Annotated in this window: 23 protein-coding genes and 2 pseudogenes; 14 read left to right on the top strand and 11 right to left on the bottom strand. The window is 60.8% G+C overall.

What is annotated here, in order from left to right:
• Window positions 1-19: 19 nt before the first annotated feature.
• The 4 genes from PSH80_RS21555 to PSH80_RS21540 all read right to left on the bottom strand — a co-directional run bounded on the left by PSH80_RS21555 (window position 20) and on the right by PSH80_RS21540 (window position 2,682).
• A complete protein-coding gene (locus PSH80_RS21555; protein ID WP_115128933.1) occupies window positions 20-646 on the bottom strand; it encodes a DUF1120 domain-containing protein in 627 nt (208 codons plus the stop codon).
• Window positions 647-735: 89 nt separating this feature from the next.
• Window positions 736-1,356 carry a DUF1120 domain-containing protein gene (locus PSH80_RS21550; protein ID WP_169989496.1) on the bottom strand — a complete coding sequence of 207 codons (621 nt, stop codon included), beginning with the start codon at window positions 1,354-1,356 and terminating at the stop codon, window positions 736-738.
• Window positions 1,357-1,393: 37 nt separating this feature from the next.
• Window positions 1,394-2,008: a DUF1120 domain-containing protein gene (locus PSH80_RS21545; RefSeq protein ID WP_057958544.1), complete on the bottom strand. Its 615-nt coding sequence runs from the start codon at window positions 2,006-2,008 to the stop codon at window positions 1,394-1,396.
• 47 nt (window positions 2,009-2,055) lie between these two features.
• Window positions 2,056-2,682: a DUF1120 domain-containing protein gene (locus tag PSH80_RS21540; RefSeq protein ID WP_057438259.1), complete on the bottom strand. Its 627-nt coding sequence runs from the start codon at window positions 2,680-2,682 to the stop codon at window positions 2,056-2,058.
• 427 nt (window positions 2,683-3,109) lie between these two features.
• Here PSH80_RS21540 and PSH80_RS21535 point away from each other — a divergent pair, with 427 nt between their 5' ends.
• The 5 genes from PSH80_RS21535 (at window position 3,110) to PSH80_RS21515 (ending at window position 6,642) form a co-directional block, all read left to right on the top strand.
• Entirely contained in the window at window positions 3,110-3,919 is an 810-nt protein-coding gene (locus tag PSH80_RS21535; RefSeq protein ID WP_057958546.1) for a hybrid sensor histidine kinase/response regulator, read from the top strand.
• A gap of 200 nt (window positions 3,920-4,119) precedes the next feature.
• Complete coding sequence (locus PSH80_RS21530) at window positions 4,120-4,755, top strand: response regulator transcription factor (RefSeq protein ID WP_057438263.1); 636 nt, start codon at window positions 4,120-4,122, stop codon at window positions 4,753-4,755.
• A gap of 84 nt (window positions 4,756-4,839) precedes the next feature.
• Window positions 4,840-5,310: a nuclear transport factor 2 family protein gene (locus PSH80_RS21525; protein ID WP_057444437.1), complete on the top strand. Its 471-nt coding sequence runs from the start codon at window positions 4,840-4,842 to the stop codon at window positions 5,308-5,310.
• Between the two features lie 36 nt (window positions 5,311-5,346).
• On the top strand, window positions 5,347-5,631 hold the full coding sequence (locus PSH80_RS21520) for a GIY-YIG nuclease family protein (RefSeq protein ID WP_057444436.1): 285 nt from the start codon (window positions 5,347-5,349) through the stop codon (window positions 5,629-5,631).
• Window positions 5,632-5,712: 81 nt separating this feature from the next.
• The gene (locus tag PSH80_RS21515) at window positions 5,713-6,642 is read left to right on the top strand and encodes a glutathione S-transferase family protein (protein WP_305418242.1); all 930 of its coding nucleotides are present in this window, start codon (window positions 5,713-5,715) and stop codon (window positions 6,640-6,642) included.
• A 123-nt stretch (window positions 6,643-6,765) separates the two neighbouring features.
• Here PSH80_RS21515 and PSH80_RS21510 read toward each other — a convergent pair whose 3' ends face one another.
• Window positions 6,766-7,119 (bottom strand): glutaredoxin family protein, encoded by a 354-nt coding sequence (locus PSH80_RS21510; protein ID WP_057438267.1) that lies wholly within the window; start codon window positions 7,117-7,119, stop codon window positions 6,766-6,768.
• A complete protein-coding gene (yejK, locus tag PSH80_RS21505) occupies window positions 7,119-8,123 on the bottom strand; it encodes a nucleoid-associated protein YejK (RefSeq protein WP_038443112.1) in 1,005 nt (334 codons plus the stop codon). The genes PSH80_RS21510 and yejK overlap by 1 nt, the downstream gene beginning before the upstream one ends.
• Before the next feature lie 396 nt (window positions 8,124-8,519).
• On the opposite strand from yejK, the gene PSH80_RS21500 reads away from it, so the two are divergent.
• Entirely contained in the window at window positions 8,520-8,801 is a 282-nt protein-coding gene (locus tag PSH80_RS21500; protein ID WP_038443110.1) for an HU family DNA-binding protein, read from the top strand.
• Window positions 8,802-8,869: 68 nt separating this feature from the next.
• Here the strand turns inward: PSH80_RS21500 and rlmF are convergent, their stop codons facing one another.
• From rlmF to PSH80_RS21475, 5 genes and pseudogenes are all read right to left on the bottom strand, one after another.
• Window positions 8,870-9,886: a 23S rRNA (adenine(1618)-N(6))-methyltransferase RlmF gene (gene rlmF / locus PSH80_RS21495; protein WP_057958549.1), complete on the bottom strand. Its 1,017-nt coding sequence runs from the start codon at window positions 9,884-9,886 to the stop codon at window positions 8,870-8,872.
• A 138-nt stretch (window positions 9,887-10,024) separates the two neighbouring features.
• Window positions 10,025-12,872, bottom strand: a pseudogene (locus PSH80_RS21490) (valine--tRNA ligase).
• Between the two features lie 213 nt (window positions 12,873-13,085).
• Window positions 13,086-13,469: a hypothetical protein gene (locus PSH80_RS21485; protein ID WP_057958551.1), complete on the bottom strand. Its 384-nt coding sequence runs from the start codon at window positions 13,467-13,469 to the stop codon at window positions 13,086-13,088.
• Window positions 13,470-13,476: 7 nt separating this feature from the next.
• Window positions 13,477-13,905 (bottom strand): DNA polymerase III subunit chi, encoded by a 429-nt coding sequence (locus PSH80_RS21480; protein WP_057438270.1) that lies wholly within the window; start codon window positions 13,903-13,905, stop codon window positions 13,477-13,479.
• A gap of 65 nt (window positions 13,906-13,970) precedes the next feature.
• Window positions 13,971-15,461 (bottom strand): leucyl aminopeptidase, encoded by a 1,491-nt coding sequence (locus PSH80_RS21475; protein ID WP_057438272.1) that lies wholly within the window; start codon window positions 15,459-15,461, stop codon window positions 13,971-13,973.
• Between the two features lie 282 nt (window positions 15,462-15,743).
• On the opposite strand from PSH80_RS21475, the gene lptF reads away from it, so the two are divergent.
• The 8 genes and pseudogenes from lptF to pdxJ all read left to right on the top strand — a co-directional run bounded on the left by lptF (window position 15,744) and on the right by pdxJ (window position 24,138).
• The gene (gene lptF, locus PSH80_RS21470; RefSeq protein ID WP_057438274.1) at window positions 15,744-16,862 is read left to right on the top strand and encodes an LPS export ABC transporter permease LptF; all 1,119 of its coding nucleotides are present in this window, start codon (window positions 15,744-15,746) and stop codon (window positions 16,860-16,862) included.
• Window positions 16,855-17,934 carry an LPS export ABC transporter permease LptG gene (gene lptG, locus PSH80_RS21465; RefSeq protein WP_115128928.1) on the top strand — a complete coding sequence of 360 codons (1,080 nt, stop codon included), beginning with the start codon at window positions 16,855-16,857 and terminating at the stop codon, window positions 17,932-17,934. The genes lptF and lptG overlap by 8 nt, the downstream gene beginning before the upstream one ends.
• Window positions 17,935-18,086: 152 nt before the next feature.
• Window positions 18,087-19,888 (top strand): annotated as a pseudogene (gene lepA / locus PSH80_RS21460) (translation elongation factor 4).
• Between the two features lie 5 nt (window positions 19,889-19,893).
• Window positions 19,894-20,748, top strand: coding sequence for a signal peptidase I (gene lepB, locus PSH80_RS21455; RefSeq protein WP_057438278.1), 855 nt, complete (start codon window positions 19,894-19,896; stop codon window positions 20,746-20,748).
• A 154-nt stretch (window positions 20,749-20,902) separates the two neighbouring features.
• Window positions 20,903-21,592: a ribonuclease III gene (rnc, locus tag PSH80_RS21450; RefSeq protein ID WP_029297476.1), complete on the top strand. Its 690-nt coding sequence runs from the start codon at window positions 20,903-20,905 to the stop codon at window positions 21,590-21,592.
• Complete coding sequence (era, locus tag PSH80_RS21445; protein WP_029297473.1) at window positions 21,585-22,487, top strand: GTPase Era; 903 nt, start codon at window positions 21,585-21,587, stop codon at window positions 22,485-22,487. The genes rnc and era overlap by 8 nt, the downstream gene beginning before the upstream one ends.
• 166 nt (window positions 22,488-22,653) lie before the next feature.
• Window positions 22,654-23,343 (top strand): DNA repair protein RecO, encoded by a 690-nt coding sequence (recO, locus tag PSH80_RS21440; RefSeq protein WP_170059397.1) that lies wholly within the window; start codon window positions 22,654-22,656, stop codon window positions 23,341-23,343.
• 51 nt (window positions 23,344-23,394) lie between these two features.
• Window positions 23,395-24,138 (top strand): pyridoxine 5'-phosphate synthase, encoded by a 744-nt coding sequence (gene pdxJ, locus PSH80_RS21435; RefSeq protein WP_057438282.1) that lies wholly within the window; start codon window positions 23,395-23,397, stop codon window positions 24,136-24,138.
• Window positions 24,139-24,149 lie beyond the last annotated feature (11 nt).

The following is a 24,149-nucleotide window of genomic DNA, read 5'->3' as shown; positions in this document are numbered from 1 at the left end:
TTGGGGCAGCGTGAAGAGGTCAGAGGTAACGCAGGTCCAGCACGATGGAGCCATCGAGCGGCACCTCCTGATTCAGGGTCAGGTACTGGGTGAAGTTGATCGACGTGTCGATGCGCAATTGAGTCGTCAACTGGCCGATGAAGTCCGGCTGGCGATCTCCGGGCAGGGCAAAGCCGACATAGGATTTGGGGTACGCATTGGGTTCCGGGCGCCAGGTTTCGCCACTGTCGGTGGAGGCCAGGACCTGCATGGGCTGTGAGTCGCCCTGGGGGTTGCGATAGGACAGGGCGATGGACCCCAGGCGCTCGGCCGGGACGTGGATGTTTCGGCCCAAGCCATAGAAGAACCCAGGGGCCAGTGAGGATTGCGCGCGGTTATCGAGCCCCACCAGGGCGAACAACATCGGCCTGGTGCATTGCACCTTCAGTTCCAGCAACTGGCCCGGTAGTACGGTGAACTCGTTGGCGTTGAGGGTGTGTGCGGGAATTTTCCCATGATTAACCGTGCCGTCCTCTGACAGCGTCACGTGGCAGGCATCCGGCGTCAGCCGCCCCGTTACCGTGATATCGACAGAAGACGCGGCGAAGGCCGCTGCGCCATTCGTCAGCAAAAGCCAGATCGCCAGAAGGCGAGGGTAGGTGTTCATCGGTGGGCGCCACTGGCCGAAGTAGACACGGCCGATACGAAAGAAATACCCATGCCCGCAAGTCTCAGCCAGGCATGGGCGTCCAAGGGTTACAGGTACTTGACTTCAAGGGTGGCGGAACCATCGAGGGTGACCTCGTTGCTCAGGTCCAGGCCGTCGGTACGGGCAATGCTGGTTTCCACCACCAGTTCCGCCACCAGCTCCTGGATGGAGGCCGGCTGGGTGGCGTCATCCATGGTGGCTGCGGCCATGTACAAACCTGGATTCCAGAACTTTTCGCTGTACCAGGTATTGCCGCCGTCTGCGGATGCAATCGGCTGCATCGGTATTCCGTCGGCGACCGCGTTGCGTAGCGTCAACCCGAACCAGCCCAGTTTTTGCGTGCCGTTGATCAAGCCCAGGCCGAACTGGGCCGCAGTGGGGGACGAGCCGGCGCGGTTGTCGATGGCGTGCAGGGCAAATTGAATCGGGGCATCGCACGTGACCCCCAGGATCAGGACGTGGGTGCCGATTTGTGTGGGGCTGTCCGCACGCAAGTCTTTCGCGGAAATCTTGCCATGGTCGACGATTCCGCCATGGTCCATGTTAGGCGTACAGGCGCTGGGGACGATCAGACCCTTGACGGTCAGGTCGACGGTGGAGGCCGCGTAACTGGTGGCAGAGCCAAGCAGCAGCAGGCTGGTGGCGATGGCGGTGAACACGGGTTTCATGGGAGCGAGTTCCTTTCGATTGGGGCTGTGTGTGGCGTTACAGATAGTTGACCTGGACCGTGGCGTGCCCATCGACGGGGACTTCGTCGGTCAGGGTCAGGCCATCGGCAGGCGCAATGTGGGTGTACAGGCGGATCTCCGCGTCCAAGGCGCGGACGGCGATAGGTACCAGGTCATTGCCCCTCGCAACTGCCGTCACCAGGGTGTGGTTGAGCATATTGGTCAGTTCCCACGTCACGCCGCCGTCTCGCGAGGTAATGGTCCGTACCGGGGCACCGTCAGCTATCGGGGTGTAGAGATGAAAGGCGGACCCTCCCAGTTTCTCGCCCCCGGGCGTCATGCCCAGGCCATGCCAGTTGTCGTGGTTGGCCGAGGAGCCGGCACGGTTGTCGACAGTGTTCAGGGTGAAAAGCGTCGGTGCTTCACAGCGCACGCTCAGTAGCATGGATTGATTGGGCAGTTTGGTGTGCTGGTCGGCGTTGAGGTCCTTGGCCGACATTTTCCCGAAGTCGATGGTGCCGTCGCCTGAGATCAACGGTGCGCAGGCGCTGGGCGTAATGGTGCCTTTGACGGCGAGGTCGGTGGTGCTGGCGGCGAATGCCGCCGGTGTGAACAGCAATGTCAGTAGGAGTCTGGAGGCAAAAGCGTTCATAGACATAGGGCCCTTTATCTGGAGTGGTCCAAGCAGCGTCGACCGGTTTAGAGGTACTTCACTTCCAGGGTTGCCGAACCGTCCAGCGCCACCTCATCGGTCAGGGTCAGCGTGTTTGCCGGGGCAATCCAGGTATTGAGCACGATCTCCACGGATGCGGTTTCGAGGGGGTGCGGCAAGTAGCCGACATCCGGGACAAAGCTGCCGAATGCAATCAACCGGTTGGGCGCGACATAGTCGTCGTCCCACTGCATGCGCCATGTGCCATCGCGAAATTGCAGCATTTGCGATGGGATGTCGGCGACGGGGTTACGCACGATCACTACATACATCCCGAGTTTTTCCGTGCCATTGATCAGCCCCAGGCCATAGCCTGAGGCATTGGTGCCGTGCGATGTACCTGCCCGATTATCGACAGGGTTGATCGCAAACAGCGTCATGGCCTCGCAATTCACAGTCAGTTGCAGGGTCTTGTCTTCAATTCGTGTTTGTGTGTCCGGGTTCAGGTCTTTGGCCGAGATTTTCCCGAAGTCGATAGCGCCCGGCACGGTGAGGGTGCAGGCGCTTGGGGTGATAAGCCCTTTGACCGTAAGGTCCACGGTGCTGGCGGCAAAGGCCGATGAGGCACTGGCGAGCAACAGGGCGGTGCCCACCAGGTTTAACGACTTGTTCATGTTCAGGTTGTTCCAGTGCAGGTTCGGCTGATAAGGCGCACACGGCAATACCTGCCCTTTGTGAAGGGTGGCTTACAAGGCGGCTTGGCTTATGGGTTTCAGGGCTGCTGCGGGGCGGCGCCTGAGCTCCCTCTTCTCGGGGTAGGCGCAATTTAGCGGGGAGACTGGGCAGGGGAAATACAACTATTACGACAATCGGCGGGAGAGGGAAATCAGTTTGGAGCGTGTCGGAATAAGTTAATTTGTTTTGTAGGAAAGTTGGTTTTTTCGTAGTTTTTGCATCGTCATGACCGCCTTCATAAGGCTACTTTTGTAGTGCGATAGCAGTCGTGTGAAGTGTTCGCACGTCCCCTGGCTGTTGCGTCAGCGTTGCCGGCCTACTACGAGCGCTGGGCGTTGCAGGACCCATCGCAATCATGAGGTGACCATGGAGACTGGCGTATTTTCCAACGCAGTGCTTTCCCGTGAACCGACACCTTCGCCTACACCGCCTGTGCACTGGCAGCACCTCAAGGTACTGGTGGTGGAAGACCACTCCGCCTACCGCATCTTAATGGGGTGGTTCCTCAAACAGCTCGGGCTGGGCCATCAATTGGTCGGCGACGGGCAGCACGGGCTGGCAGCCCTTACCGAACGGCGATTCGACCTGGTGATCAGTGATTGCCAGATGCCGCATATGGACGGCTACACCATGAGCCGTGCAATCCGTCTGCGTGAACACGCTAACGCCCAGAGGCGGGTACCGATCATTGCCTTGACCGGTAACCTGGTACATGACGACCCCCAGCGTTGCCGCGATGCAGGCATGGATGCCTGGTTGCTCAAGCCGTTGTCCCTGGGGCAATTGCATAGCGTATTGGCATTGTGGCTGCCAGGCCCGGCCGATGTGCAGGCGCCGGTGCCCGTTTCGGCACTCTGGCCGACCCGTGCCGGCCTGATTGAAACCTTTGGCGATGCTCTTGTAGTGGACCAGATGCTCGCCAGCCTGCTTTGCGAAGCCCGGGAGGACAGTGTCGGCCTGGCTCATGCGTGCCGGACTCTGAATGCGCCGTTGACCGCCGAGCGCTTGCATCGCCTGGTGGGGAGCCTGGCCTTCCTCGGGGTGGCGGACCTGGAGTTGCGAGGCATGCGCCTGATCGAGCGCGTCCATGCCCAGGGCATAGCATTGAGCGCGTCGCAGCTGGAAGCGTTCCAGGCTGACTTGCATACCTACCTCACTTACTTGGGCTCGCTGTGATGCCTTTGTCGATTTGTAGGTAAATGGAAGTCTGTGTTGAAAGTTTTTGGTGTAGGCGTTTTCTTTTTATTTTGTAGGTGTTGCCGGGCTGGCTACCAAACATTGATCGTGATGAAAAAACCGGGAGCTCAGGCAGTTGTTGAAGGGGACCGGCGCAGGTATTTTGCGCGGATTCAAGTTGCCATCATCCGTGGGTATTTATGCTTCGCGTAATTATTGCTGACGATCATCCCATTGTGCGTATCGGGCAGAGAGTGGTAATCGAGGCGAACGGCCGGTGCAAAGTCGTGGGGGAGGCCGATGGCCCCGATGAACTGCTGCGGTTGCTGGAAACCACGCCCTGCGACGTACTGGTGACCGACTTCGCTATGCCGGGCGGCCAGCAGGCTGACGGCTATGGCCTGCTGAGCCTGTTGCACCGCCAGTACCCGAGGTTGCCGGTGATTTTGGTGACCATGTTTGCCAACGTCGCCACCTTGCGCGCCTCCTTTGCCCACGGCGCACAGGCGATCGTCGCCAAAAGTGCCTCGGCCAAGGAGTTGCCCCTGGCTATCAAGACGGTGCACGCCGGCCAGACCTTTGTCAGCGAATGCCTGCGGGTGCAGTTGGTGGAGGCGGGTACGGGCGACCAGTCGCAACAGCCGCAGTTGTCCGGCAAGGAGCGCGAAGTGGTGCGCATGCTCGCCAGTGGCATGACGGTCAGTCAGATCGCCGCGCGGGTCAATCGCAGCATTTCCACCATCAGCAAACAGAAAAGCACGGCCATGAACCGCCTGTGTATTTCCACCGACGTGGATCTGTTCGCCTATGCTCGCAGCTGCGGGATGGTGCCCTAGGTATTCCGCAGATCAATGCCGATGGTGTTGCAGGCCCATGCACACTATCGTAAGTGACTTTCAACCCTTCGCCGGATGCTGCCCATGAGCGACGCCCATAACGCCCTGATCAACGAGTTCTATGGCGCCTTCCAGCGCCTGGATGCCGAGGCCATGAGTGCCTGCTACACCGAGGATGTGCTGTTCAGCGACCCGGCGTTCGGCGAATTGCGCGGGCGCGATGCCGGCGACATGTGGCGCATGCTCACCACCCGGGCCAAGGACTTTTCCCTGACCTTCGACCAGGTACACAGTGACGACAACAAAGGCAGTGCTCATTGGGTGGCGACCTACCTGTTCAGCCAGACCGGCCGCACGGTGGTCAACGATATCCAGGCGCGCTTTGTGTTTCGCGACGGCAAGATCTGCGAGCACCACGACCATTTCGACCTGTGGCGCTGGTCGCGTCAGGCCCTTGGCACCAAGGGCCTGCTGCTGGGCTGGACGCCGCTGGTGCGCAACGCGGTGCGCGGCCAGGCGTTGAAAGGGTTGAAGGCGTTCCAGGCCAGTCGTTGATAAGATTGGCGCTCTTTTCGTTTGCCAGAACCTTTTGTGAACAGCCCACCTGAACCTGTCGCGCCCAAACCCTGGTTTGTCTACCTGGTCCGGGCGGCCAATGGCGCGCTCTATTGCGGGATCAGCAACGATCCGCTGCGCCGCTTTGCGATGCACCAGAGCGGCAAGGGCGCGCGGTTTTTTCTGTCCAGCCCGGCGGTGGCGCTGGTGTATACCGAGGCTTGCGCGAGCAAGGGCGAAGCCCTGCGCCAGGAACGCCTGATAAAGAAGCTCAAGAAAAGCGCCAAGGAGTGTCTGGCCCGGGCTTATCAATCTGACTGATCAGTTCCCATCAGGCCAATGGCTAGGCCGCCGGGGTTTTGCGCGATAATCTGGCCGCTCCTTCATCTGGCGGAGTCCGGCATGTCTGAGTTGATCCTGCACCACTACCCCCAATCCCCTTTCGCGGAAAAAGCCCGCCTGCTCCTGGGCTTCAAAGGGCTGTCCTGGCATTCGGTGATCATTCCCCCGGTGATGCCCAAGCCGGACCTGACGGCCCTGACCGGCGGTTACCGCAAAACCCCGGTGCTGCAGGTGGGCGCGGATATTTATTGCGACACCGCGCTGATCGCCCGCCGCCTGGAACAGGAAAAGGCCACGCCGCCGCTGTTTCCCGAAGGCCAGGAACTGCTCAGCCAAAGTTTTGCCGCCTGGGCCGATTCAGTGGTGTTTTCCCATGCCGTGGCCCTGGTGTTCCAACCCGAATCCCTGGCCGTGAAATTTGCCAAGGTGCCACCGCAGTTGCTGCAGGTGCTGGTCGCCGACCGTAGCAAGATGTTCGGCGACGGTAGCGCCGCCCGCATGCCGCTGGAGGTGGCGCGGCACCAGTGGCCGGCAATCATTGCGCGGCTTGAGCAACAGTTGCAGCGTCAGTCAGGGGAATTCCTGTTTGGCGAACCGTCGATTGCCGACTTCGCCATGGCCCATCCGTTGTGGTTCCTCAAAGGCTCATCAGTGACCTCGCCGCTTGTGGATAACTATCCGGCTGCCAGCGCCTGGCTTGCTCGGGTGCTGGGCTTCGGGCATGGCACCGCCAGCGAGATGAATGCCGGGCAGGCCCTGGAAATCGCCCGCGATAGCGCGCCTGCGGCGTTGCCGGATGAAGTGTTTGAAGATCCCAACGGGTTCAAGGTCGGCCAGCAAGTGACCATCGCCGCGACCGACTACGGCGTCGACCCGGTGGCGGGGGAGTTGGTGTTTGCCGGTCGCGAAGAGTTGATCCTGCGCCGCGAGGATGAGCGTGGCGGCACCGTGCATGTGCACTTTCCGCGCCTGGGCTTCTTAATCCGTTAATCAAACCGCTGTAGGCGCGGGTTTGCTCGAATGCCGTTCAGTCAGGCGTAGATCCCACATTTGGTCTTCGCTGCGTTGAGCATTGCGTTCGCTTAACGGGTCGGCATTAGGGCTTGCTCGCGCCTACAGGTTCAGGGCGGACAGGATGGCATCCGGGTTGTAGTCGCGGATCTGCGTGCCATTCACGTCCACAAATGGAATCCCGCCGCCTCCCAGGGCCTCATAAGCCTTGCGTCCCTGGGCGTCCTTCTCGATGTCCACGGTCTTGTAGGGGATACCCTTCTGATCGAGGAACCGCTGGGTCTGCTTGCAGTACCCGCACCACTCGGTGCTGTACAGCGTGACCCGGGCAGTGGCGCGTACCTGCTCCGGGACGACCTGCGACGGATTGAACAGTCGCTCGATCTTGCCCCAGTTCTGGATCGCCACCACTACCAGCAACACCAGCAGGACTTTCTTCAGTACCCCGCCGAGCATCAGTTACGGCGCTTGAGCTGGTCGGTCAGTTGGGTCGGCAAGCCCTTGATGATCAGGGTGCCGGCGGCTTCGTCATACTCGATCTTGTCGCCCAGCAGGTGCGCTTCAAAGCTGATCGACAGGCCCTCGGCGCGCCCGGTGAAGCGGCGGAACTGGTTGAGGGTGCGTTTATCCGCCGGGATTTCCGGCGACAGGCCGTAATCCTTGTTGCGGATATGGTCGTAGAAGGCCTTTGGCCGATCTTCATCAATCAGGCCCGACAGTTCTTCCAGGCCCATCGGCTCGCCGAGCTTGGCCTGGCTGCTGGCGTAATCCACCAGGGTCTTGGTTTTCTCGCGGGCGGACTCGTCCGGCAGGTCTTCGCTTTCGACGAAGTCACTGAAGGCCTTGAGCAGGGTGCGAGTCTCGCCCGGACCGTCGACGCCTTCCTGGCAGCCGATAAAGTCGCGGAAGTACTCCGAGACCTTCTTGCCGTTCTTGCCCTTGATAAACGAGATGTACTGTTTGGACTGCTTGTTGTTCTGCCATTCGGACACGTTGATGCGTGCCGCCAGGTGCAACTGGCCCAGGTCCAGGTGGCGCGAGGGCGTCACGTCCAGCTCGTCGGTCACGGCCACGCCTTCGCTGTGGTGCAGCAGGGCGATAGCCAGGTAGTCGGTCATGCCCTGTTGATAGTGGGCAAACAACACGTGGCCGCCGACGGAGAGGTTGGACTCCTCCATCAGTTTTTGCAGATGCTCCACGGCAATCCGGCTGAAGGCGGTGAAATCCTTGCCGCCTTCGAAGTATTCCTTCAACCAGCCACTGAACGGGTGCGCGCCGGACTCGGCATGGAAGAAACCCCAGGCCTTGCCTTGTTTGGCGTTATAGCTCTCGTTGAGGTCGGCGAGCATGTTCTCGATGGCGGCGGACTCGGCCAATTCGGAGTCACGGGCGTGGAGAACTGCGGGCGTGCCGTCGGGTTTTTTGTCGATCAGGTGGACGATGCAATGACGGATCGGCATGGGCTTCTCGGCTGGTTGAGCGGGAGCGGTTGGCCTCCCGGAAAAAGTCGCCAGTGTACCGCACCCGTTGGTCGCGGCGTCGTTTGAAGCGGTTTCGGGAGGCCTCTGACGGGTCAGATGCCTTTTTTTCACGGTTTAGAGCGATAAAGCTGACCAAATGGGTAGGTAGAAGCGGATATTTCCCCGTCTCTGTGCTAGTTTTGCCCGGTCTTACGCGATGTATCGGCGTTAAGCGTGCATTCAGCATTTGTCAGGTCGAACCAAACCCCGTTTCAGGCATCTATAACCCCGATCTCTCGCGGTTATGGCCAGGGGTGCCAGGCCATGACGGTCGGGCTCGATGGCTGACACTGCACTCTGCAATCCAAATGAATTTGATAGGGAAGGAACACCACAATGGCTTTGACTAAAGACCAACTGATCGCTGATATCGCCGAATCCACTGATACCACCAAGGTTCAAGTACGTGCCGTACTGGAGCAACTGGCTCAGATCGTTGGTGACCAGCTGGACAACGGCGGCGAAATCACTCTGCCAGGTGTTGGCAAGCTGAAAGTGACCGAGCGTCCAGCCCGTACCGGCCGTAACCCTTCGACTGGCGCTGCCATCGAAATCGCTGCGAAGAAAGTGATCAAGCTGGTTGTGGCCAAAGGCCTGACCGACTCGATCAACAAGTAAGACGCAGCAAAAAAAAACCGTGCACCGGAGCGATCCGGGCACGGTTTTTTGTTGCCTGCGATTTACCTCTAGCGCACCCAGCGCTGGCGCCAGATCTGCTGCTCGTTCTTGGTCTGGAAGGTCCAGGCCACAAAACGGCTCTGTTTCTGGCCCTGGGACATCTCCACTACCTGGCTTTCCAGGGCACCGGCTTTTTTCAGCGCGGTCTCGATGGCAGGCAGGTTCGAGGCTTTTGACACCAGGGTGCTGAACCACAGCACTTTATGGGCGAAATGCGCGCTTTCGGCGATCAATTGCGTGACAAACCGCGCTTCGCCGCCCTCACACCATAGCTCTGCCGACTGGCCGCCGAAGTTCAGTACCGGCAACTTGCGCTTGGGGTCGGCCTTGCCCAGGGCGCGCCACTTCCGCTCGCTGCCTTTGGTCGCTTCGTCCATGGAGGCATGGAACGGCGGGTTGCACATGGTCAGGTCAAAACGCTCACCCGGCTCCAGCAGCCCCAGCAGAATATGTTTCGGGTTGGTTTGCAGGCGCAGTTGGATGACCTTGCTCAGGTCGTTGGACTGCACGATGGCCTTGGCGGCCGCCACGGCGGTAGGGTCAATCTCGGAGCCGAGGAAATTCCAGCGGTAATCCATGTAGCCGATCAGCGGGTAGACGCAGTTGGCGCCCATGCCGATGTCCAGCACCTTGACGATCGAGCCACGGGGGATCTTGCCGTCGTTGACACTGGCCAGCAGGTCGGCGAGGAAGTGCACGTAGTCGGCACGCCCTGGCACCGGTGGGCACAGGTAGTCAGCCGGGATATCCCAGTGCTGCACGCCATAGAACGCCTTGAGCAGCGCCCGGTTGAACACCCGCACCGCGTCCGGGCTGGCGAAGTCGATGCTTTCCTTGCCGTAGGGGTTGAGGATCACGTACTGGGCCAGTTCCGGCGTGGTCTTGATCAGCGCCGGGAAGTCGTAACGGCCCTGGTGGCGGTTGCGCGGATGCAGAGTGGCCTCTTTGCGTGGCACCACGGGCTTGGCTGTGGCGGCGGTTTTCGGCTTCTTGCGGGGCGGTTTGGGTGTGCTGGGGGCGGTCATGATGATTCTGGTGTTGGCTCAAAGTGGCGGCCATTGTCACACATCCTGAGCCCGCCCCGGGCAAATGTGGGAAGCGGGGTGTTTTCCAGGGCCAAAAAAAAGAGACCCGAAGGTCTCTTTTTTTACGCGGGTTGCCTCTTACAGGCTGGAAATCCGCGCACGTTGCTCCGCCAGCTTGCCCAACGCCTGTTCGGCCTCGGCCAGCTTGGCGCGTTCCTTGTCGATGACTTCGGCCGGGGCCTTGTCCACGAAGGCTGCATTGGACAGCTTGCCGCCCACGCGCTGCACTTCGCCCTGCAGGCGCAGGATTTCCTTGTCCAGGCGCGCCAGCTCGGCACCTTTGTCGATCAGGCCGGCCATCGGCACCAGCACTTCCATCTCGCCGACCAGTGCGGTGGCAGACAGCGGTGCTTCGGCGCCGTCAGCCAATACGGTGATCGACTCCAGCTTCGCCAGCTTCTTGAGCAGGGCGTCATTCTCGGTGAGACGGCGCTGGTCCTCGGCACTGGCGTTCTTCACGAACACCGCCAAAGGCTTGCCTGGGCCGATGTTCATCTCGGCGCGGATATTGCGCGTGCCGAGCATCAGGGTCTTGAGCCATTCGATATCGCTTTCGGCAGCCTCGTCGATGCGTGCTTCATTGGCCACTGGCCAAGGTTGCAGCATGATGGTCTTGCCTTCGATACCGGCCAGCGGCGCCAGGCGCTGCCAGATTTCTTCGGTGATGAACGGCATGAACGGATGCGCCAGGCGCAATGCCACTTCCAGCACGCGCACCAGGGTGCGACGGGTACCGCGCTGGCGCTCGACCGGCGCGTTCTCGTCCCACAGCACCGGCTTGGAGAGTTCCAGGTACCAGTCGCAATACTGGTTCCAGATGAACTCGTACAAGGCCTGGGCGGCCAGGTCGAAACGGAACTGGTCGAGTTGGCGGGTCACTTCGGCTTCGGTGCGCTGCAGCTGCGAGATGATCCAGCGATCAGCCAGGGACAGCTCAAAGGCTTCGCCGTTCTGGCCGCAGTCTTCGCCCTTGTCCAGCACGTAGCGCGCTGCGTTCCAGATCTTGTTGCAGAAGTTGCGATAGCCTTCGACGCGACCCATGTCGAACTTGATGTCGCGACCGGTGGACGCCAGCGAGCAGAAGGTGAAACGCAGGGCGTCGGTGCCGTAGCTGGCGATGCCGTCGGCGAACTCGTCGCGGGTCTGCTTCTCGATCTTTTTCGCCAGTTTTGGCTGCATCATGCCCGAAGTGCGTTTCTGCACCAGGGTTTCCAGGTCGATACCGTCGATGATATCCAGCGGGTCCAGGACGTTGCCCTTGGACTTGGACATCTTCTGGCCCTGGCCATCACGTACCAGGCCGTGTACGTACACGGTCTTGAACGGTACCTGCGGGGTGCCGTCTTCATTCTTCACCAAGTGCATGGTGAGCATGATCATCCGGGCAACCCAGAAGAAAATGATGTCGAAGCCGGTGACCAGCACGTCGGTGGAGTGGAATTTTTTCAGGAACTCGGTCTGTTGCGGCCAGCCCAGGGTGGAGAACGTCCACAAGCCCGAGCTGAACCAGGTGTCGAGTACGTCGTTGTCCTGTTGCAACGCGACGTCCGGACCCAGATTGTTCTTGGCGCGTACTTCGGCTTCGTCGCGGCCGACATAGACCTTGCCCGACTCGTCGTACCAGGCCGGAATGCGATGGCCCCACCACAACTGACGGCTGATGCACCAATCCTGGATGTCACGCATCCATGAGAAGTACATGTTTTCGTACTGTTTAGGCACGAACTGGATACGGCCGTCTTCCACAGCCGCGATTGCCGGCTCGGCCAGCGGCTTGGTGGACACGTACCATTGGTCGGTCAGCCACGGCTCGATCACGGTGCCGGAACGGTCGCCTTTTGGCACTTTCAGGGCGTGGTCGTCAACGCTGACCAGCAGGCCAGCGGCGTCGAAGGCGGCAACGATCTGCTTACGCGCTTCGAAACGGTCAAGGCCGGCGTATTCGGCCGGAATCCTGCCGTCGATGCTGTCGTTCAGCGTACCGTCCAGGTTGAACACCTGGCAGGCCGGCAATACGGCGGCGTTCTTGTCGAAGATGTTGAGCAGCGGCAGGTTATGGCGCTTGCCGACTTCATAGTCATTGAAATCGTGGGCCGGGGTGATTTTCACGCAGCCGGTGCCGAATTCAGGGTCGCAGTAGTCGTCCGCGATGATCGGGGATGCGGCGGCCTACCAGCGGCAGCTCGACGAACTTGCCGATCAGTCCCTGGTAGCGCTCGTCGTTCGGGTTAACCGCTACGGCAGCGTCGCCGAGCATGGTTTCCGGACGGGTGGTGGCGACGATCAGGTAGTCGTTGCCTTCGGCGGTCTTGGCGCCGTCGGCCAGCGGGTACTTGAGGTTCCACAGGAAACCCTTCTCGTCGTGGTTTTCCACTTCAAGGTCGGAAATCGCTGTGTGCAGCTTGGTGTCCCAGTTGACCAGGCGCTTGCCACGGTAGATCAGGCCATCTTCATGCAGGCGCACGAAGGCTTCCTTGACCGATTCCGACAGGCCATCGTCCATGGTGAAGCGCTCGCGGCTCCAATCCACCGACGAGCCGAGACGACGGATCTGACGGCTGATATTGCCGCCTGAATGGTCTTTCCATTCCCAGATCTTCTCCAGGAACTTCTCGCGGCCCAGGTCGTGACGGTTTTGGCCAGTGGCTTCCAGTTGGCGCTCCACCAGCATCTGGGTGGCGATACCCGCGTGGTCGGTGCCTGGCTGCCACAGGGTGTTGCGGCCCTGCATACGGCGGAAACGGATTAACGCATCCATGATCGCATTGTTGAAGCCATGGCCCATGTGCAGGCTGCCAGTGACGTTCGGCGGCGGAATCATGATGGTGTAGGACTCGCCCGCACCTTGCGGAGCGAAATAGTTCTCGGACTCCCAGGTCTGGTACCAGGAAGTTTCAATAGCGTGCGGCTGGTAGGTCTTATCCATGCGCGGCGGGACCCTAGTTGGCATTTATTCAGGAAAGCCGGCAAGTATAACGAGGGATAGGGGAGAGGGCGAGACGAAGAGAGGGGCTAAGGCTGGCGCGGGTCAAATGTGGGAACGGGCTTGCCCGCGATAGCGGTGTGTCAGTCATCGACAAATCGACTGATCCACCGCCATCGCGGGCAAACCCGCTCCTACAGGGGATATCTATGTGGCTTAGGACTGGTACTGGCTGAGCAACCGCTCCATCCGCGCATCCATCCGGCGCTTGATCTCGGTTTCGATATGCGGGGCAAAGTCGTCGATCACGTCCTGCATGATCAATTGCGCAGCGGCGCGCAGTTCGTTGTCCAGGTGCAACAACAGGGCATCGGGGGCTTTTTCGGCGGCGGGTGCTGCCTGGACGACGGGCGGCTCGACCGGCGCGGCGGCGGCTGGCTTGGCGCCGACCGTATCGAACAGCAGGGGGATCTGTACCTCTTCTGCGACAGTATCGGTCAGCAGCGGCGGTTGCAGGTTGTCATCACCCAGCAACTGGCGGATCGACTCGAGGTCATCCAGCAGGTGGTCAGACGGTTTTAGCGGGTTTGAAGTGTCCATCATGTGCTCAGAGTCGCTGTAATCGGTGATCTTGCAGAGAATAGCCCTGTTCGCGGTAGAAACGGAAACTCTCACGCGCGGCCTGACGAATAGCCGGATCTTCCACCACCACTTCCGCGACCCGGGCAAACCCCTTGGCGAAGGCTGGCACTTTCAGGTCCAGGTTGACCAGCAGGTCATGGTGATCGCCACAACTGTCGCCCACACCCAGCACCACCTGGCTGTCCGGCTCCGATTCTGCGGGGCCGTGGGGCACGAAGCTCTCGCCCTTGAAGCGCCACAGGCGGGCATCAAGGTCGTCACGCTGGGCGGCATCGCTGCAGTGCAGGTAGATGCGGTGGCCCATGCGCCAGGCTTTTTCCGTGAGTTTGCAGGCAAAGTCCAGGCGAGCCGACGGATCGGCGCTGGGCAATATATAGAAGTCGACTTGGGTCATTACATTTCCAGGCAGGCACGCAAAAACCTGTAGGAGCCTGTAAATCGGCTCCTACAGAGTTGCGTTTAGGCTTTGGCGCGATCCAGCAGGTACTGGGTCAGCAACGGCACTGGACGGCCGGTAGCGCCTTTGTCCTTGCCACCGCTGGTCCAGGCGGTGCCGGCGATATCCAGGTGGGCCCAGTTGAAGTTCTTGGCAAAACGCGACAGGAAGCACGCCGCCGTGATGGTGCCGGCCTTTGGCCCGCCAATGTTGGCGATGTCGGCGAACGGGCTGTCCAGTTGCTCCTGGTACTCATCGAACAGGGGCAATTGCCAGGCGCGGTCGTCGGCCGCCTTGCCGGCGCTGAGCAATTGCTCGACCAGCTCGTCGTTGTTGCCCAGCAGGCCCGAGGTGTGGGAACCGAGGGCGACGATGCAGGCGCCGGTCAGGGTGGCGATATCAATCACTGCCTGGGGCTTGAAGCGCTCGGCGTAGGTCAGGGCATCGCACAGCACCAGGCGGCCTTCGGCGTCGGTGTTGAGGATTTCCACGGTCTGGCCGCTCATGGTGGTCACGATATCGCCTGGGCGGGCAGCACCGCCGCTCGGCATATTTTCGGCACAGGCCAGGATGCACACCAGGTTGATCGGCAGCTTGAGCTCCAGCACGGCGCGCAGGGTACCGAATACACTGGCGGCGCCGCCCATGTCGTACTTCATCTCGTCCATGCCGGCACCCGGCTTGAGGCTGATGCCGCCGGTGTCGAAGGTGATGCCTTTACCGACCAGGGCGAACGGTTTGTCGGCTTTCTTGCCGCCGTTGTATTGCATGACGATCAGGCGGGGCGGCTGGTCGCTGCCCTGGCCCACGGCATAGAACGAGCCCATGCCCAGTTCTTTGATCTTCTTCTCGTCGAGGACTTCGACTTTCAGGCCCTTGAATTCTTTGCCCAAGGCCTTGGCCTGTTCACCGAGGTAGGTCGGGTGGCAGATGTTTGGTGGCATATTGCCCAGGTCGCGGGTGAACGCCATGCCCGCAGCGATGGCCTGGGCGTGGGTGGTGGCGCGCTGTACTTCAGCCTGGGCGGCCTTGATGGTCAGCAGGGTGATTTTCTTCAGGGCGCGGGGTTCGGCTTTCTGGCTCTTGAACTGTTCGAACGTGTAACCACCGTCCAGCAGGGTTTCGGCCAACAGGCGGGTCTTGCCGTAGCTGTCGCGGCCCTTGACCACGATTTCGTCCAGCGCCAGTGCCGCATCGCTGCCGCCCAGGCCCTTGAGGGTGTTGAGGATGGCGCTGATGATCTTGCGGAACGGGCGGTCGCCCAGTTCGGCATCCTTGCCCACACCCACCAGTAACACGCGATCGGCTTTGAGGTTCGGCAGGCCTTGCAACAGCAGGCTTTGCCCGACTTTGCCGGCCAGGTCACCACGCTTGAGCACCGCGCTGATGGCGCCACCGCTCAGTTCATCGACTTGTTTGGCGGCCGCGCCGAGCTTGCGGCCTTCGCCGATGGCGACCACGAGGGTGGCGGTCTTCAACGTTTCGGGGCTAACGCTTTTTACAACCAATTCCATGTTCGGGTCCCTTATATAAGGTCAAAGAGCCTGGAGTCTGTACTCCGGCCTGTGGGCTGGGCCGCCTGTAGACGGCCGCGACAAAGCCCGCAGTTTGTACCGCGTCGCCCGAGCCTGACAACCCTTGACGCCAGCTTTGTGCATGGGTGTGAGCAAGCTCCGTGACAGGCGCGGACAATCACAGGATAATGCGCCATCTTTTTCGCCGGCCCGTGTCAACGGGGCGACTTGATATGCTTGCTTGTTTGGCCGCCTTAGCCTGACAACCCTGGAGTGTCTGGTTTGATCGTCTTCCGTTATCTGTCCCGCGAAGTTCTGCTGACCCTGAGTGCCGTGAGTGCGGTACTGCTGGTCATCATCATGAGTGGTCGTTTCGTCAAATACCTGGCCCAGGCCGCCTCGGGTGCCCTGGATCCGGGCTCGTTGTTCCTGATCATGGGGTTCCGCCTGCCTGGCTTCTTGCAGCTGATCCTGCCCCTGGGCCTGTTTCTCGGGATCCTGCTGGCCTATGGCCGGCTCTACCTCGAAAGCGAGATGACCGTGCTGTCGGCCACCGGCATGAGCCAGCAGCGTCTGCTGGCCATGACCATGGTCCCGGCCACCGGCGTAGCGCTGGTGGTGGCCTGGCTGAGCCTGAGCCTGGCGCCCCAGGGCGCCATGCAATTTCAACTGGTGCTCAACAAACAGGACGCGATGACCGAGTTCGACACCCTCGAACCGGGGCGCTTCCAGGCGCTCAACGACGGCACCCGCGTAACCTACACCGAGCGCATGACCGACGATCGGGCCAACCTCGGCGGTGTGTTCATCTCCGAGAAGCGCCTGGGCCAGGACAAGAAGGACCGAGGCATTTCCGTACTGGTGGCCGATAGCGGGCGCCAGGAAGTGCGTCCGGACGGCAGCCGCTACCTGATCCTGGAAAACGGCTATCGCTACGACGGCAGCCCCGGCCAGGCCGACTACCGCGCCATCAAGTACGAGACCTACGGGGTCATGCTGGCCCGGCCGGATGTGAGCAACGAGGTCACCGACCGCGATGCCATCCCGACCTCAGCCCTGATCGGCAGCAAGGAACTGCGCTCGATTGCCGAGCTGCAATGGCGTATTTCCCTGCCTCTGCTGGTGTTTATCGTCACCTTGATGGCGGTGCCGCTGTCCCGGGTCAACCCGCGCCAGGGCCGCTTCCTCAAGCTGCTGCCGGCGATCCTGCTGTACATGGCCTACCTGACCATCCTGATTTCCGCCCGTGGTTCCCTGGAGAAGGGCAAGCTGTCGCCGACCCTGGGGCTGTGGTGGGTCCACGGCATCTTCCTGGTGATTGGCCTGGGCCTGCTGTATTGGGAACCGATTCGTTTGAAAATGCAGAGCCGTCGCGGCATGAAGGAGATGGCTCGTGGGTAAGTTGGATCGCTACATCGGTAGCAGCGTACTGGTCGCCATCCTGGCGGTATTGGGCATCATCCTCGGCCTGGCGTCGTTGTTTGCCTTCATTGATGAAGTGGGCAACGTCACCGATACCTACACGGTCACTGACGTACTGAGCTACGTGGCGCTGACCGCCCCGCGCCGGCTCTACGACATGATGCCGATGGCCGCACTGATCGGCTGCCTGATCGGCCTGGGCAGCCTGGCCAGCAACAGCGAGCTGACCATCATGCGCGCCGCCGGGGTGTCCATTGCCCGTATCGTCTGGGCGGTGATGAAACCCATGCTGCTGCTGATGGCCGCCAGCGTGCTGATCGGCGAATACGTGGCGCCACCGGCGGAAACCACCGCCCAGGCCAACCGTGCGCTGGCCCAGGGCTCGGGCGATGCGCAGAGCTCCAAGCGGGGCCTGTGGCACCGCCAGGGCGATGAATTTATCCACATCAACGCCGTGCAACCCGGTGGCCTGCTGGTGGGGGTGACCCGCTATCGCTTTGATGAAGAGCGCCACATGCTGTCGTCGAGCTTTGCCAAGCGGGCACAGTTCAATGACAACCAGTGGGTGCTGAGCGATGTCACCACCACCCATTTCCGCAACCCCGGCAAAGGCACCGAGGCCAGCACCGAGGTGATCAACGAGCCGACACAGACCTGGGACATCGCCCTCAAGCCGGAACTGCTCAATACCGTGGTGATGATCCCGGAAAGCCTGCCGATCTCCGGTTTGTGGAGCTATATCCACTACCTCAAGGACCAGGGCCTGAACAACGGCCGCTACTGGCTGGCATTTTGGGTCAAGGTGTTGCAGCCGGTGGTGACCGCTGCCCTGGTGCTGATGGCGATTTCGTTTATTTTCGGCCCGTTGCGCTCGGTAACCCTGGGCCAGCGGGTATTTACCGGGGTATTGGTCGGTTTCACCTTCCGCATTGCCCAGGACCTGCTGGGGCCGTCGAGCCTGGTATTCGGCTTCTCGCCGCTGTTTGCGGTGCTGGTGCCGACCGGCATCTGTGCCCTGGCCGGGTTCTGGCTGCTGCGGCGGGCCGGTTGATCCGCGGTTGTTGAACAAAAAATGCCCCATTCGCAAGAACGGGGCATTTTTGTTATTGGTCGTCAAAGATGACGTCTGGCCTGAGCATCAGGTACAATTCCCGGCTATTTTTCAGCGGGCAATCTGCCTGCAGCCTTTTTGAGTGTTGATCCGTGAGTGATTTGAGTCATATCCGCAATTTCTCCATCATCGCCCACATTGACCATGGTAAGTCGACGCTGGCCGATCGATTCATCCAGATGTGCGGCGGCCTTGCCGAGCGTGAAATGGAAGCCCAGGTCCTGGACTCCATGGACCTCGAACGCGAGCGCGGGATCACCATCAAGGCCCACAGCGTTACCCTGTACTACACCGCCAAAGACGGTATCAAGTACCAGCTGAACTTCATTGACACCCCGGGCCACGTCGACTTCACCTACGAAGTCAGCCGTTCCCTGGCCGCCTGCGAAGGCGCGCTGTTGGTGGTGGACGCGGGGCAGGGCGTTGAAGCCCAGTCCGTGGCCAACTGCTACACCGCGATCGAGCAGGGCCTGGAAGTCATGCCGGTGCTGAACAAGATCGACCTGCCACAGGCCGATCCGGACCGTGTGAAGGAAGAAGTCGAAAAAATCATCGGCATTGACGCCACCGACGCCGTCGAGTGCAGCGCCAAGACCGGCCTGGGTGTCGACGAAGTGCTCGAGCGCCTGGTCAAGACCATTCCTGCGCCAACCGGTAACTACGAAGATCCGCTGCAAGCGTTGATCATCGACTCCTGGTTCGACAACTACCTGGGCGTTGTGTCCCTGGTACGCGTGCGCCATGGCCGGGTGAAGAAGGGCGACAAGATTCTGGTCAAGTCCACCGGCAAGATCCACCTGGTGGACAGCGTCGGTGTATTCAACCCCAAGCACACCGCTACCACTGATCTGAAAGCCGGTGAAGTAGGCTTCATCATCGCCGGTATCAAGGACATCCACGGTGCGCCGGTCGGTGACACCCTGACCTTGAGCTCGACGCCTGATGTCGACGTGCTGCCAGGCTTCAAGCGCATCCAGCCCCAGGTCTACGCCGGCCTGTTCCCGGTCAGCTCCGATGACTTCGAGGATTTCCGCGAAGCCCTGCAAAAGCTGACCCTCAACGACTCGTCGTTGCAGTACACCCCGGAAAGCTCCGACGCCCCTGGGCTTCGGCTTCCGCTGCGGGTTCCTGGGCATGCTGCACATGGAAATCATCCAGGAGCGCCTGGAGCGCGAGTACGACCTGGACCTGATCACCACCGCGCCAACCGTTATTTTTGAGCTGGCGCTGAAAACCGGTGAAACGATTTACGTCGACAACCCGTCCAAGCTGCCGGATCTGTCGTCGATCGAAGACATGCGCGAACCGATCGTGCGCGCCAATATTCTTGTGCCGCAGGAACACCCTGGGCAACGTCATTACCCTGTGTATCGAAAAGCGTGGCGTGCAGCACGACATGCTGTTCCTCGGTACCCAGGTCCAAGTGACCTACGATTTGCCGATGAACGAAGTGGTCCTGGACTTCTTTGACCGTCTCAAATCCACCAGTCGCGGCTATGCTTCGCTGGATTACCATTTCGACCGTTATCAATCGGCCAATCTGGTGAAGCTCGATGTGCTGATCAACGGCGACAAGGTCGATGCCCTGGCGCTGATCGTGCACAAGGATAATGCGCACTACAAAGGTCGCCAGTTGACCGAGAAGATGAAGGAACTGATTCCGCGCCAGATGTTCGACGTTGCGATCCAGGCCGCCATTGGCGGGCAGATCATTGCGCGGACTTCCGTCAAGGCTCTCAGAAAGAACGTACTGGCCAAATGCTATGGCGGCGACGTCAGCCGTAAGCGCAAGCTGCTTGAGAAGCAAAAGGCCGGTAAAAAACGCATGAAGCAAGTGGGTAACGTGGAAATTCCACAAGAAGCCTTCCTTGCGGTGCTCAGGTTGGATAGTTAGGTCCTATGTCACTAAATTTCCCGCTGTTGCTGGTCATCGCCGTTGCCGTCTGTGGCTTCCTGGCGCTGCTCGATCTGCTGTTCTTCGCCCCGCGTCGCCGGGCGGCCATCGCGTCCTATCAGGGCAGCGTCAGCCAGCCCGATGGCGTGGTGATCGAGAAGCTGAACAAAGAGCCCCTGCTGGTTGAATACGGCAAGTCGTTCTTCCCGGTGTTGTTCATCGTGCTGGTGCTGCGCTCGTTTCTGGTAGAGCCGTTCCAGATTCCTTCGGGTTCGATGAAGCCAACCCTGGATGTGGGCGACTTTATCCTGGTGAACAAGTTTTCCTACGGGATCCGCTTGCCGGTGATCGACAAGAAAATCATCGAGGTGGGTGATCCGCAGCGCGGCGATGTGATGGTGTTCCGCTACCCAAGCGACCCGAACGTCAACTACATCAAGCGTGTGGTCGGCCTGCCGGGTGACGTGATTCGCTACACCAGCGACAAACGCCTGTTCGTCAATGGCGAGTCGGTGGCTGAGAAACTCATCGGTGCCGAGCCGAATACCCTGGGCAGCGCCGAGCTGTACGAGGAAAAACTCGGGGCGGTAGAGCACCAGATCCGCAAGGAAATGAGCCGCTACCGTTCGCCGCCCGACAACCAGTGGACCGTGCCTGCCGGGCACTACTTCATGATGGGCGACAACCGCGACAACTCCAACGACAGCCGCTACTGGGATGATCCAAGCATTCCCAAGGAGCTGCTGGGCATGGTTCCGGACCAGAATATCGTCGGCAAGGCCTTCGCGGTCTGGATGAGCTGGCCCGAACCCAAACTCAGCCACCTGCCGAACTTCTCGCGGGTGGGGCTGATCAAGTAATCCATGCGGCGCTGTGAACACAGCGCCGAATGCTTTTCTGGGGCTTGGACATTGGTCCGGCCTCGAGCGATACGCAGCATTGCCAGGATTTGAATTTGAACACAGCGTTAATCGTCGATGGCCTTTGCCGCCACGTACTGAAAGTAGGTAAACCGTGAGCGTTTCTTTGAGTCGTCTTGAGCGTCAGCTCGGCTACACCTTCAAGGACCAGGAATTGATGGTCCTTGCCCTCACACATCGCAGTTTTGCCGGGCGCAACAATGAACGCCTGGAATTCCTCGGTGATGCCATTCTCAACTTCGCCGCTGGCGAAGCCTTGTTCAACCGCTTCCCCCTGGCCCGTGAAGGCCAGCTGTCGCGCCTGCGCGCGCGCCTGGTGAAAGGCGAGACCCTGGCCGTATTGGCCCGTGGTTTTGACCTGGGCGAGTACCTGCGCCTGGGGTCCGGCGAGTTGAAAAGCGGCGGTTTCCGTCGCGAGTCGATCCTGGCCGATGCCCTGGAAGCCCTGATCGGCGCGATCTATCTCGATGCCGGGATGGAAGTGGCCAAGGAGCGGGTCATGGCCTGGCTGGCGTCGGAAATCGACAGCCTGACCCTGGTGGATACCAACAAGGATCCCAAGACCCGCCTGCAGGAATTTTTGCAGTCGCGCGGCTGCGAACTGCCACGCTACGAAGTGGTGGATATCCAGGGTGAGCCGCATTGCCGTGTGTTCTTCGTCGAATGCGAAGTCACCTTATTGAACGAAAAAAGCCGAGGTCAGGGTGTGAGCCGTCGTATTGCCGAACAGGTAGCGGCCGCTGCAGCACTGATTGCCCTGGGCGTGGAGAATGGCCATGACTGATTCAACCGCAACACGCTGTGGCTATGTTGCCATCGTCGGCCGTCCCAACGTGGGCAAGTCCACGCTGCTCAACCACATCCTCGGGCAGAAGCTGGCGATCACCTCGCGCAAGCCGCAGACCACCCGCCACAACATGCTAGGCATCAAGACCGAAGGCAACGTGCAAGCGGTCTATGTCGATACCCCGGGCATGCACAAAGGTGGCGAGAAAGCCCTGAACCGCTACATGAACAAGACCGCTTCGGCGGCGTTGAAAGACGTCGACGTGGTGATCTTCGTGGTTGACCGCACCAAGTGGACCGATGAAGACCAGATGGTCCTCGAGCGTGTGCAGTACGTCACCGGCCCTTTGATCGTCGCGCTGAACAAGACCGACCGCATCGAAGACAAAGCCGAGCTGATGCCGCACCTGAGCTGGTTGCAGGAACAACTGCCGAACGCCCAGATCATGCCGATCTCGGCCCAGCACGGGCACAACCTCGAAGCCCTGGAGCGGGTGATCGCCGGCTACCTGCCGGAGAACGAGCACTTCTTCCCGGAAGACCAGATTACCGACCGCAGCAGCCGCTTCCTCGCCGCTGAACTGGTACGCGAGAAAATCATGCGCCAGATGGGCGCCGAGCTGCCGTACCAGATCACCGTGGAAATCGAAGAGTTCAAGCAGCAGGGCAAGACCCTGCATATCCATGCGCTGATCCTCGTCGAACGTGACGGCCAGAAGAAAATCATCATTGGCGACAAGGGCGAGCGCATCAAGCGCATCGGCACCGAGGCGCGCAAGGACATGGAATTGCTGTTCGATTCCAAGATCATGCTTAACCTGTGGGTGAAGGTTAAGGGTGGCTGGTCCGATGATGAGCGTGCACTGCGCTCCCTGGGCTACGGCGACCTGTAATCAGCCTTTAGTAACACCGCAGGACAAAATGTGGGAGCGGGCTTGCTCGCGAATGCAATGGATCAGTCACCAGATGCTTTGGCTGACCCACCGCATTCGCGAGCAAGCCCGCTCCCACATTGGATAGTCGTTGTTTTCCAGACCGTGTTCCCGCAGCGAGAACCCCATGTCCCCAACCCCACCCCCCAGCCAACCCGCCTACGTCCTGCACAGCCGCGCCTACCGCGAGACCAGCGCCCTGGTGGACTTCCTCACGCCCCAGGGCCGGCTGCGCGCGGTGTTGCGCAGTGCGCGGGGCAAGGCGGGCACGCTGGCGCGGCCATTCGTGGCCCTGGATGTGGAGTTTCGCGGCAGGGGCGAGCTGAAAAACGTCGGCCGCCTGGAAAGCATCGGCACCTCGGCCTGGCTCAATGGCGAGGCGCTGTTCAGCGGCCTCTACCTCAATGAACTGCTGATCCGCCTGCTGCCCGCCGAAGACCCGCACCCCGCAGTGTTCGATCACTACGCTGCGACCCTGCTGGCCCTGGCCGAAGGCCGCCCCCTGGAGCCGCTGTTGCGTGCTTTCGAGTGGCGTCTGCTCGACGACCTGGGCTACGGTTTTGAACTGAGCAACGACCTGCACGGCGAGCCCATCGCCAGCGACGGCATGTACCGCCTGCAGGTGGATGCCGGCCTGGAGCGCGTCTACCTGCTGCAACCCGGCCTGTTCCAGGGCACCGAGTTGCTGGCCATGGCCGACGCCGACTGGAGCGCCCCCGGTGCCTTGTCTGCGGCCAAGCGCCTGATGCGCCAGGCCCTGGCCGTGCATCTGGGCGGTCGGCCGCTGGTCAGTCGCGAGTTGTTTCGAAAGCCCTGACATCCCCGTGTATGCTGTGCGCCGATTCTTTCCCTTTTCAGGAGCGCTTCCGTGACCACCAGCAATCGCATTCTTCTTGGCGTCAACATCGACCACGTCGCCACCCTGCGCCAGGCCCGGGGCACTCGCTACCCTGATCCGGTCAAGGCCGCGCTGGATGCCGAAGAAGCCGGCGCCGACGGGATCACCGTGCACCTGCGCGAAGACCGCCGGCACATCCAGGAGCGCGACGTACTGGTGCTCAAGGACGTGCTGCAAACGCGCATGAACTTCGAAATGGGCATCACCGAAGAAATGATGGCCTTCGCCGAGCGCATCCGTCCGGCGCATATCTGCCTGGTCCCGGAAACCCGCCAGGAACTCACCACCGAAGGCGGCCTGGATGTCGCCGGCCAGGAAGCGCGGATCAAGGCGGCAGTCGAGCGTCTGTCGCAGATCGGCAGTGAAGTCTCGCTGTTTATCGACGCCGACGAACGGCAGATCGAAGCCTCGCGCCGCGTGGGCGCCCCGGCCATCGAGTTGCACACCGGCCGCTACGCCGATGCCACCACCCCCACCGAAGTGGCCGAAGAACTGCAGCGCATCATCGACGGCGTGGCCTGTGGCCTGCGCGAGGGCCTGATCGTCAACGCCGGCCATGGCCTGCACTACCACAACGTCGAAGCCGTGGCGGCGATCAAGGGCATCAACGAACTGAACATCGGCCACGCGCTGGTGGCGCACGCGCTGTTCGTCGGTTTCAAAGGAGCGGTTGCCGAAATGAAAGCGCTGATCCTGGCTGCCGCCAAGCCCTAATCAACGCTGGG

The sequence above is a fragment of the Pseudomonas sp. FP818 genome, from assembly GCF_030687335.1.
GTDB classification, from domain to species: domain Bacteria; phylum Pseudomonadota; class Gammaproteobacteria; order Pseudomonadales; family Pseudomonadaceae; genus Aquipseudomonas; species Aquipseudomonas shahriarae.
This window is presented reverse-complemented; position numbering and strand designations above follow the sequence as displayed.

Bases quoted from the DNA above. Each gene is read 5' to 3' on its own strand.
- PSH80_RS21555 (WP_115128933.1), bottom strand. From the start codon at position 646: ATGAACACCTACCCTCGCCTTCTGGCGATCTGGCTTTTGCTGACGAAT.
- PSH80_RS21550 (WP_169989496.1), bottom strand. From the start codon at position 1,356: ATGAAACCCGTGTTCACCGCCATCGCCACCAGCCTGCTGCTGCTTGGC.
- PSH80_RS21545 (WP_057958544.1), bottom strand. From the start codon at position 2,008: ATGAACGCTTTTGCCTCCAGACTCCTACTGACATTGCTGTTCACACCG.
- PSH80_RS21540 (WP_057438259.1), bottom strand. From the start codon at position 2,682: ATGAACAAGTCGTTAAACCTGGTGGGCACCGCCCTGTTGCTCGCCAGT.
- PSH80_RS21535 (WP_057958546.1), top strand. From the start codon at position 3,110: ATGGAGACTGGCGTATTTTCCAACGCAGTGCTTTCCCGTGAACCGACA.
- PSH80_RS21530 (WP_057438263.1), top strand. From the start codon at position 4,120: ATGCTTCGCGTAATTATTGCTGACGATCATCCCATTGTGCGTATCGGG.
- PSH80_RS21525 (WP_057444437.1), top strand. From the start codon at position 4,840: ATGAGCGACGCCCATAACGCCCTGATCAACGAGTTCTATGGCGCCTTC.
- PSH80_RS21515 (WP_305418242.1), top strand. From the start codon at position 5,713: ATGTCTGAGTTGATCCTGCACCACTACCCCCAATCCCCTTTCGCGGAA.
- PSH80_RS21510 (WP_057438267.1), bottom strand. From the start codon at position 7,119: ATGCTCGGCGGGGTACTGAAGAAAGTCCTGCTGGTGTTGCTGGTAGTG.
- yejK (WP_038443112.1), bottom strand. From the start codon at position 8,123: ATGCCGATCCGTCATTGCATCGTCCACCTGATCGACAAAAAACCCGAC.
- PSH80_RS21500 (WP_038443110.1), top strand. From the start codon at position 8,520: ATGGCTTTGACTAAAGACCAACTGATCGCTGATATCGCCGAATCCACT.
- rlmF (WP_057958549.1), bottom strand. From the start codon at position 9,886: ATGACCGCCCCCAGCACACCCAAACCGCCCCGCAAGAAGCCGAAAACC.
- PSH80_RS21485 (WP_057958551.1), bottom strand. From the start codon at position 13,469: ATGGACACTTCAAACCCGCTAAAACCGTCTGACCACCTGCTGGATGAC.
- PSH80_RS21480 (WP_057438270.1), bottom strand. From the start codon at position 13,905: ATGACCCAAGTCGACTTCTATATATTGCCCAGCGCCGATCCGTCGGCT.
- PSH80_RS21475 (WP_057438272.1), bottom strand. From the start codon at position 15,461: ATGGAATTGGTTGTAAAAAGCGTTAGCCCCGAAACGTTGAAGACCGCC.
- lepB (WP_057438278.1), top strand. From the start codon at position 19,894: ATGTCACTAAATTTCCCGCTGTTGCTGGTCATCGCCGTTGCCGTCTGT.
- era (WP_029297473.1), top strand. From the start codon at position 21,585: ATGACTGATTCAACCGCAACACGCTGTGGCTATGTTGCCATCGTCGGC.
- recO (WP_170059397.1), top strand. From the start codon at position 22,654: ATGTCCCCAACCCCACCCCCCAGCCAACCCGCCTACGTCCTGCACAGC.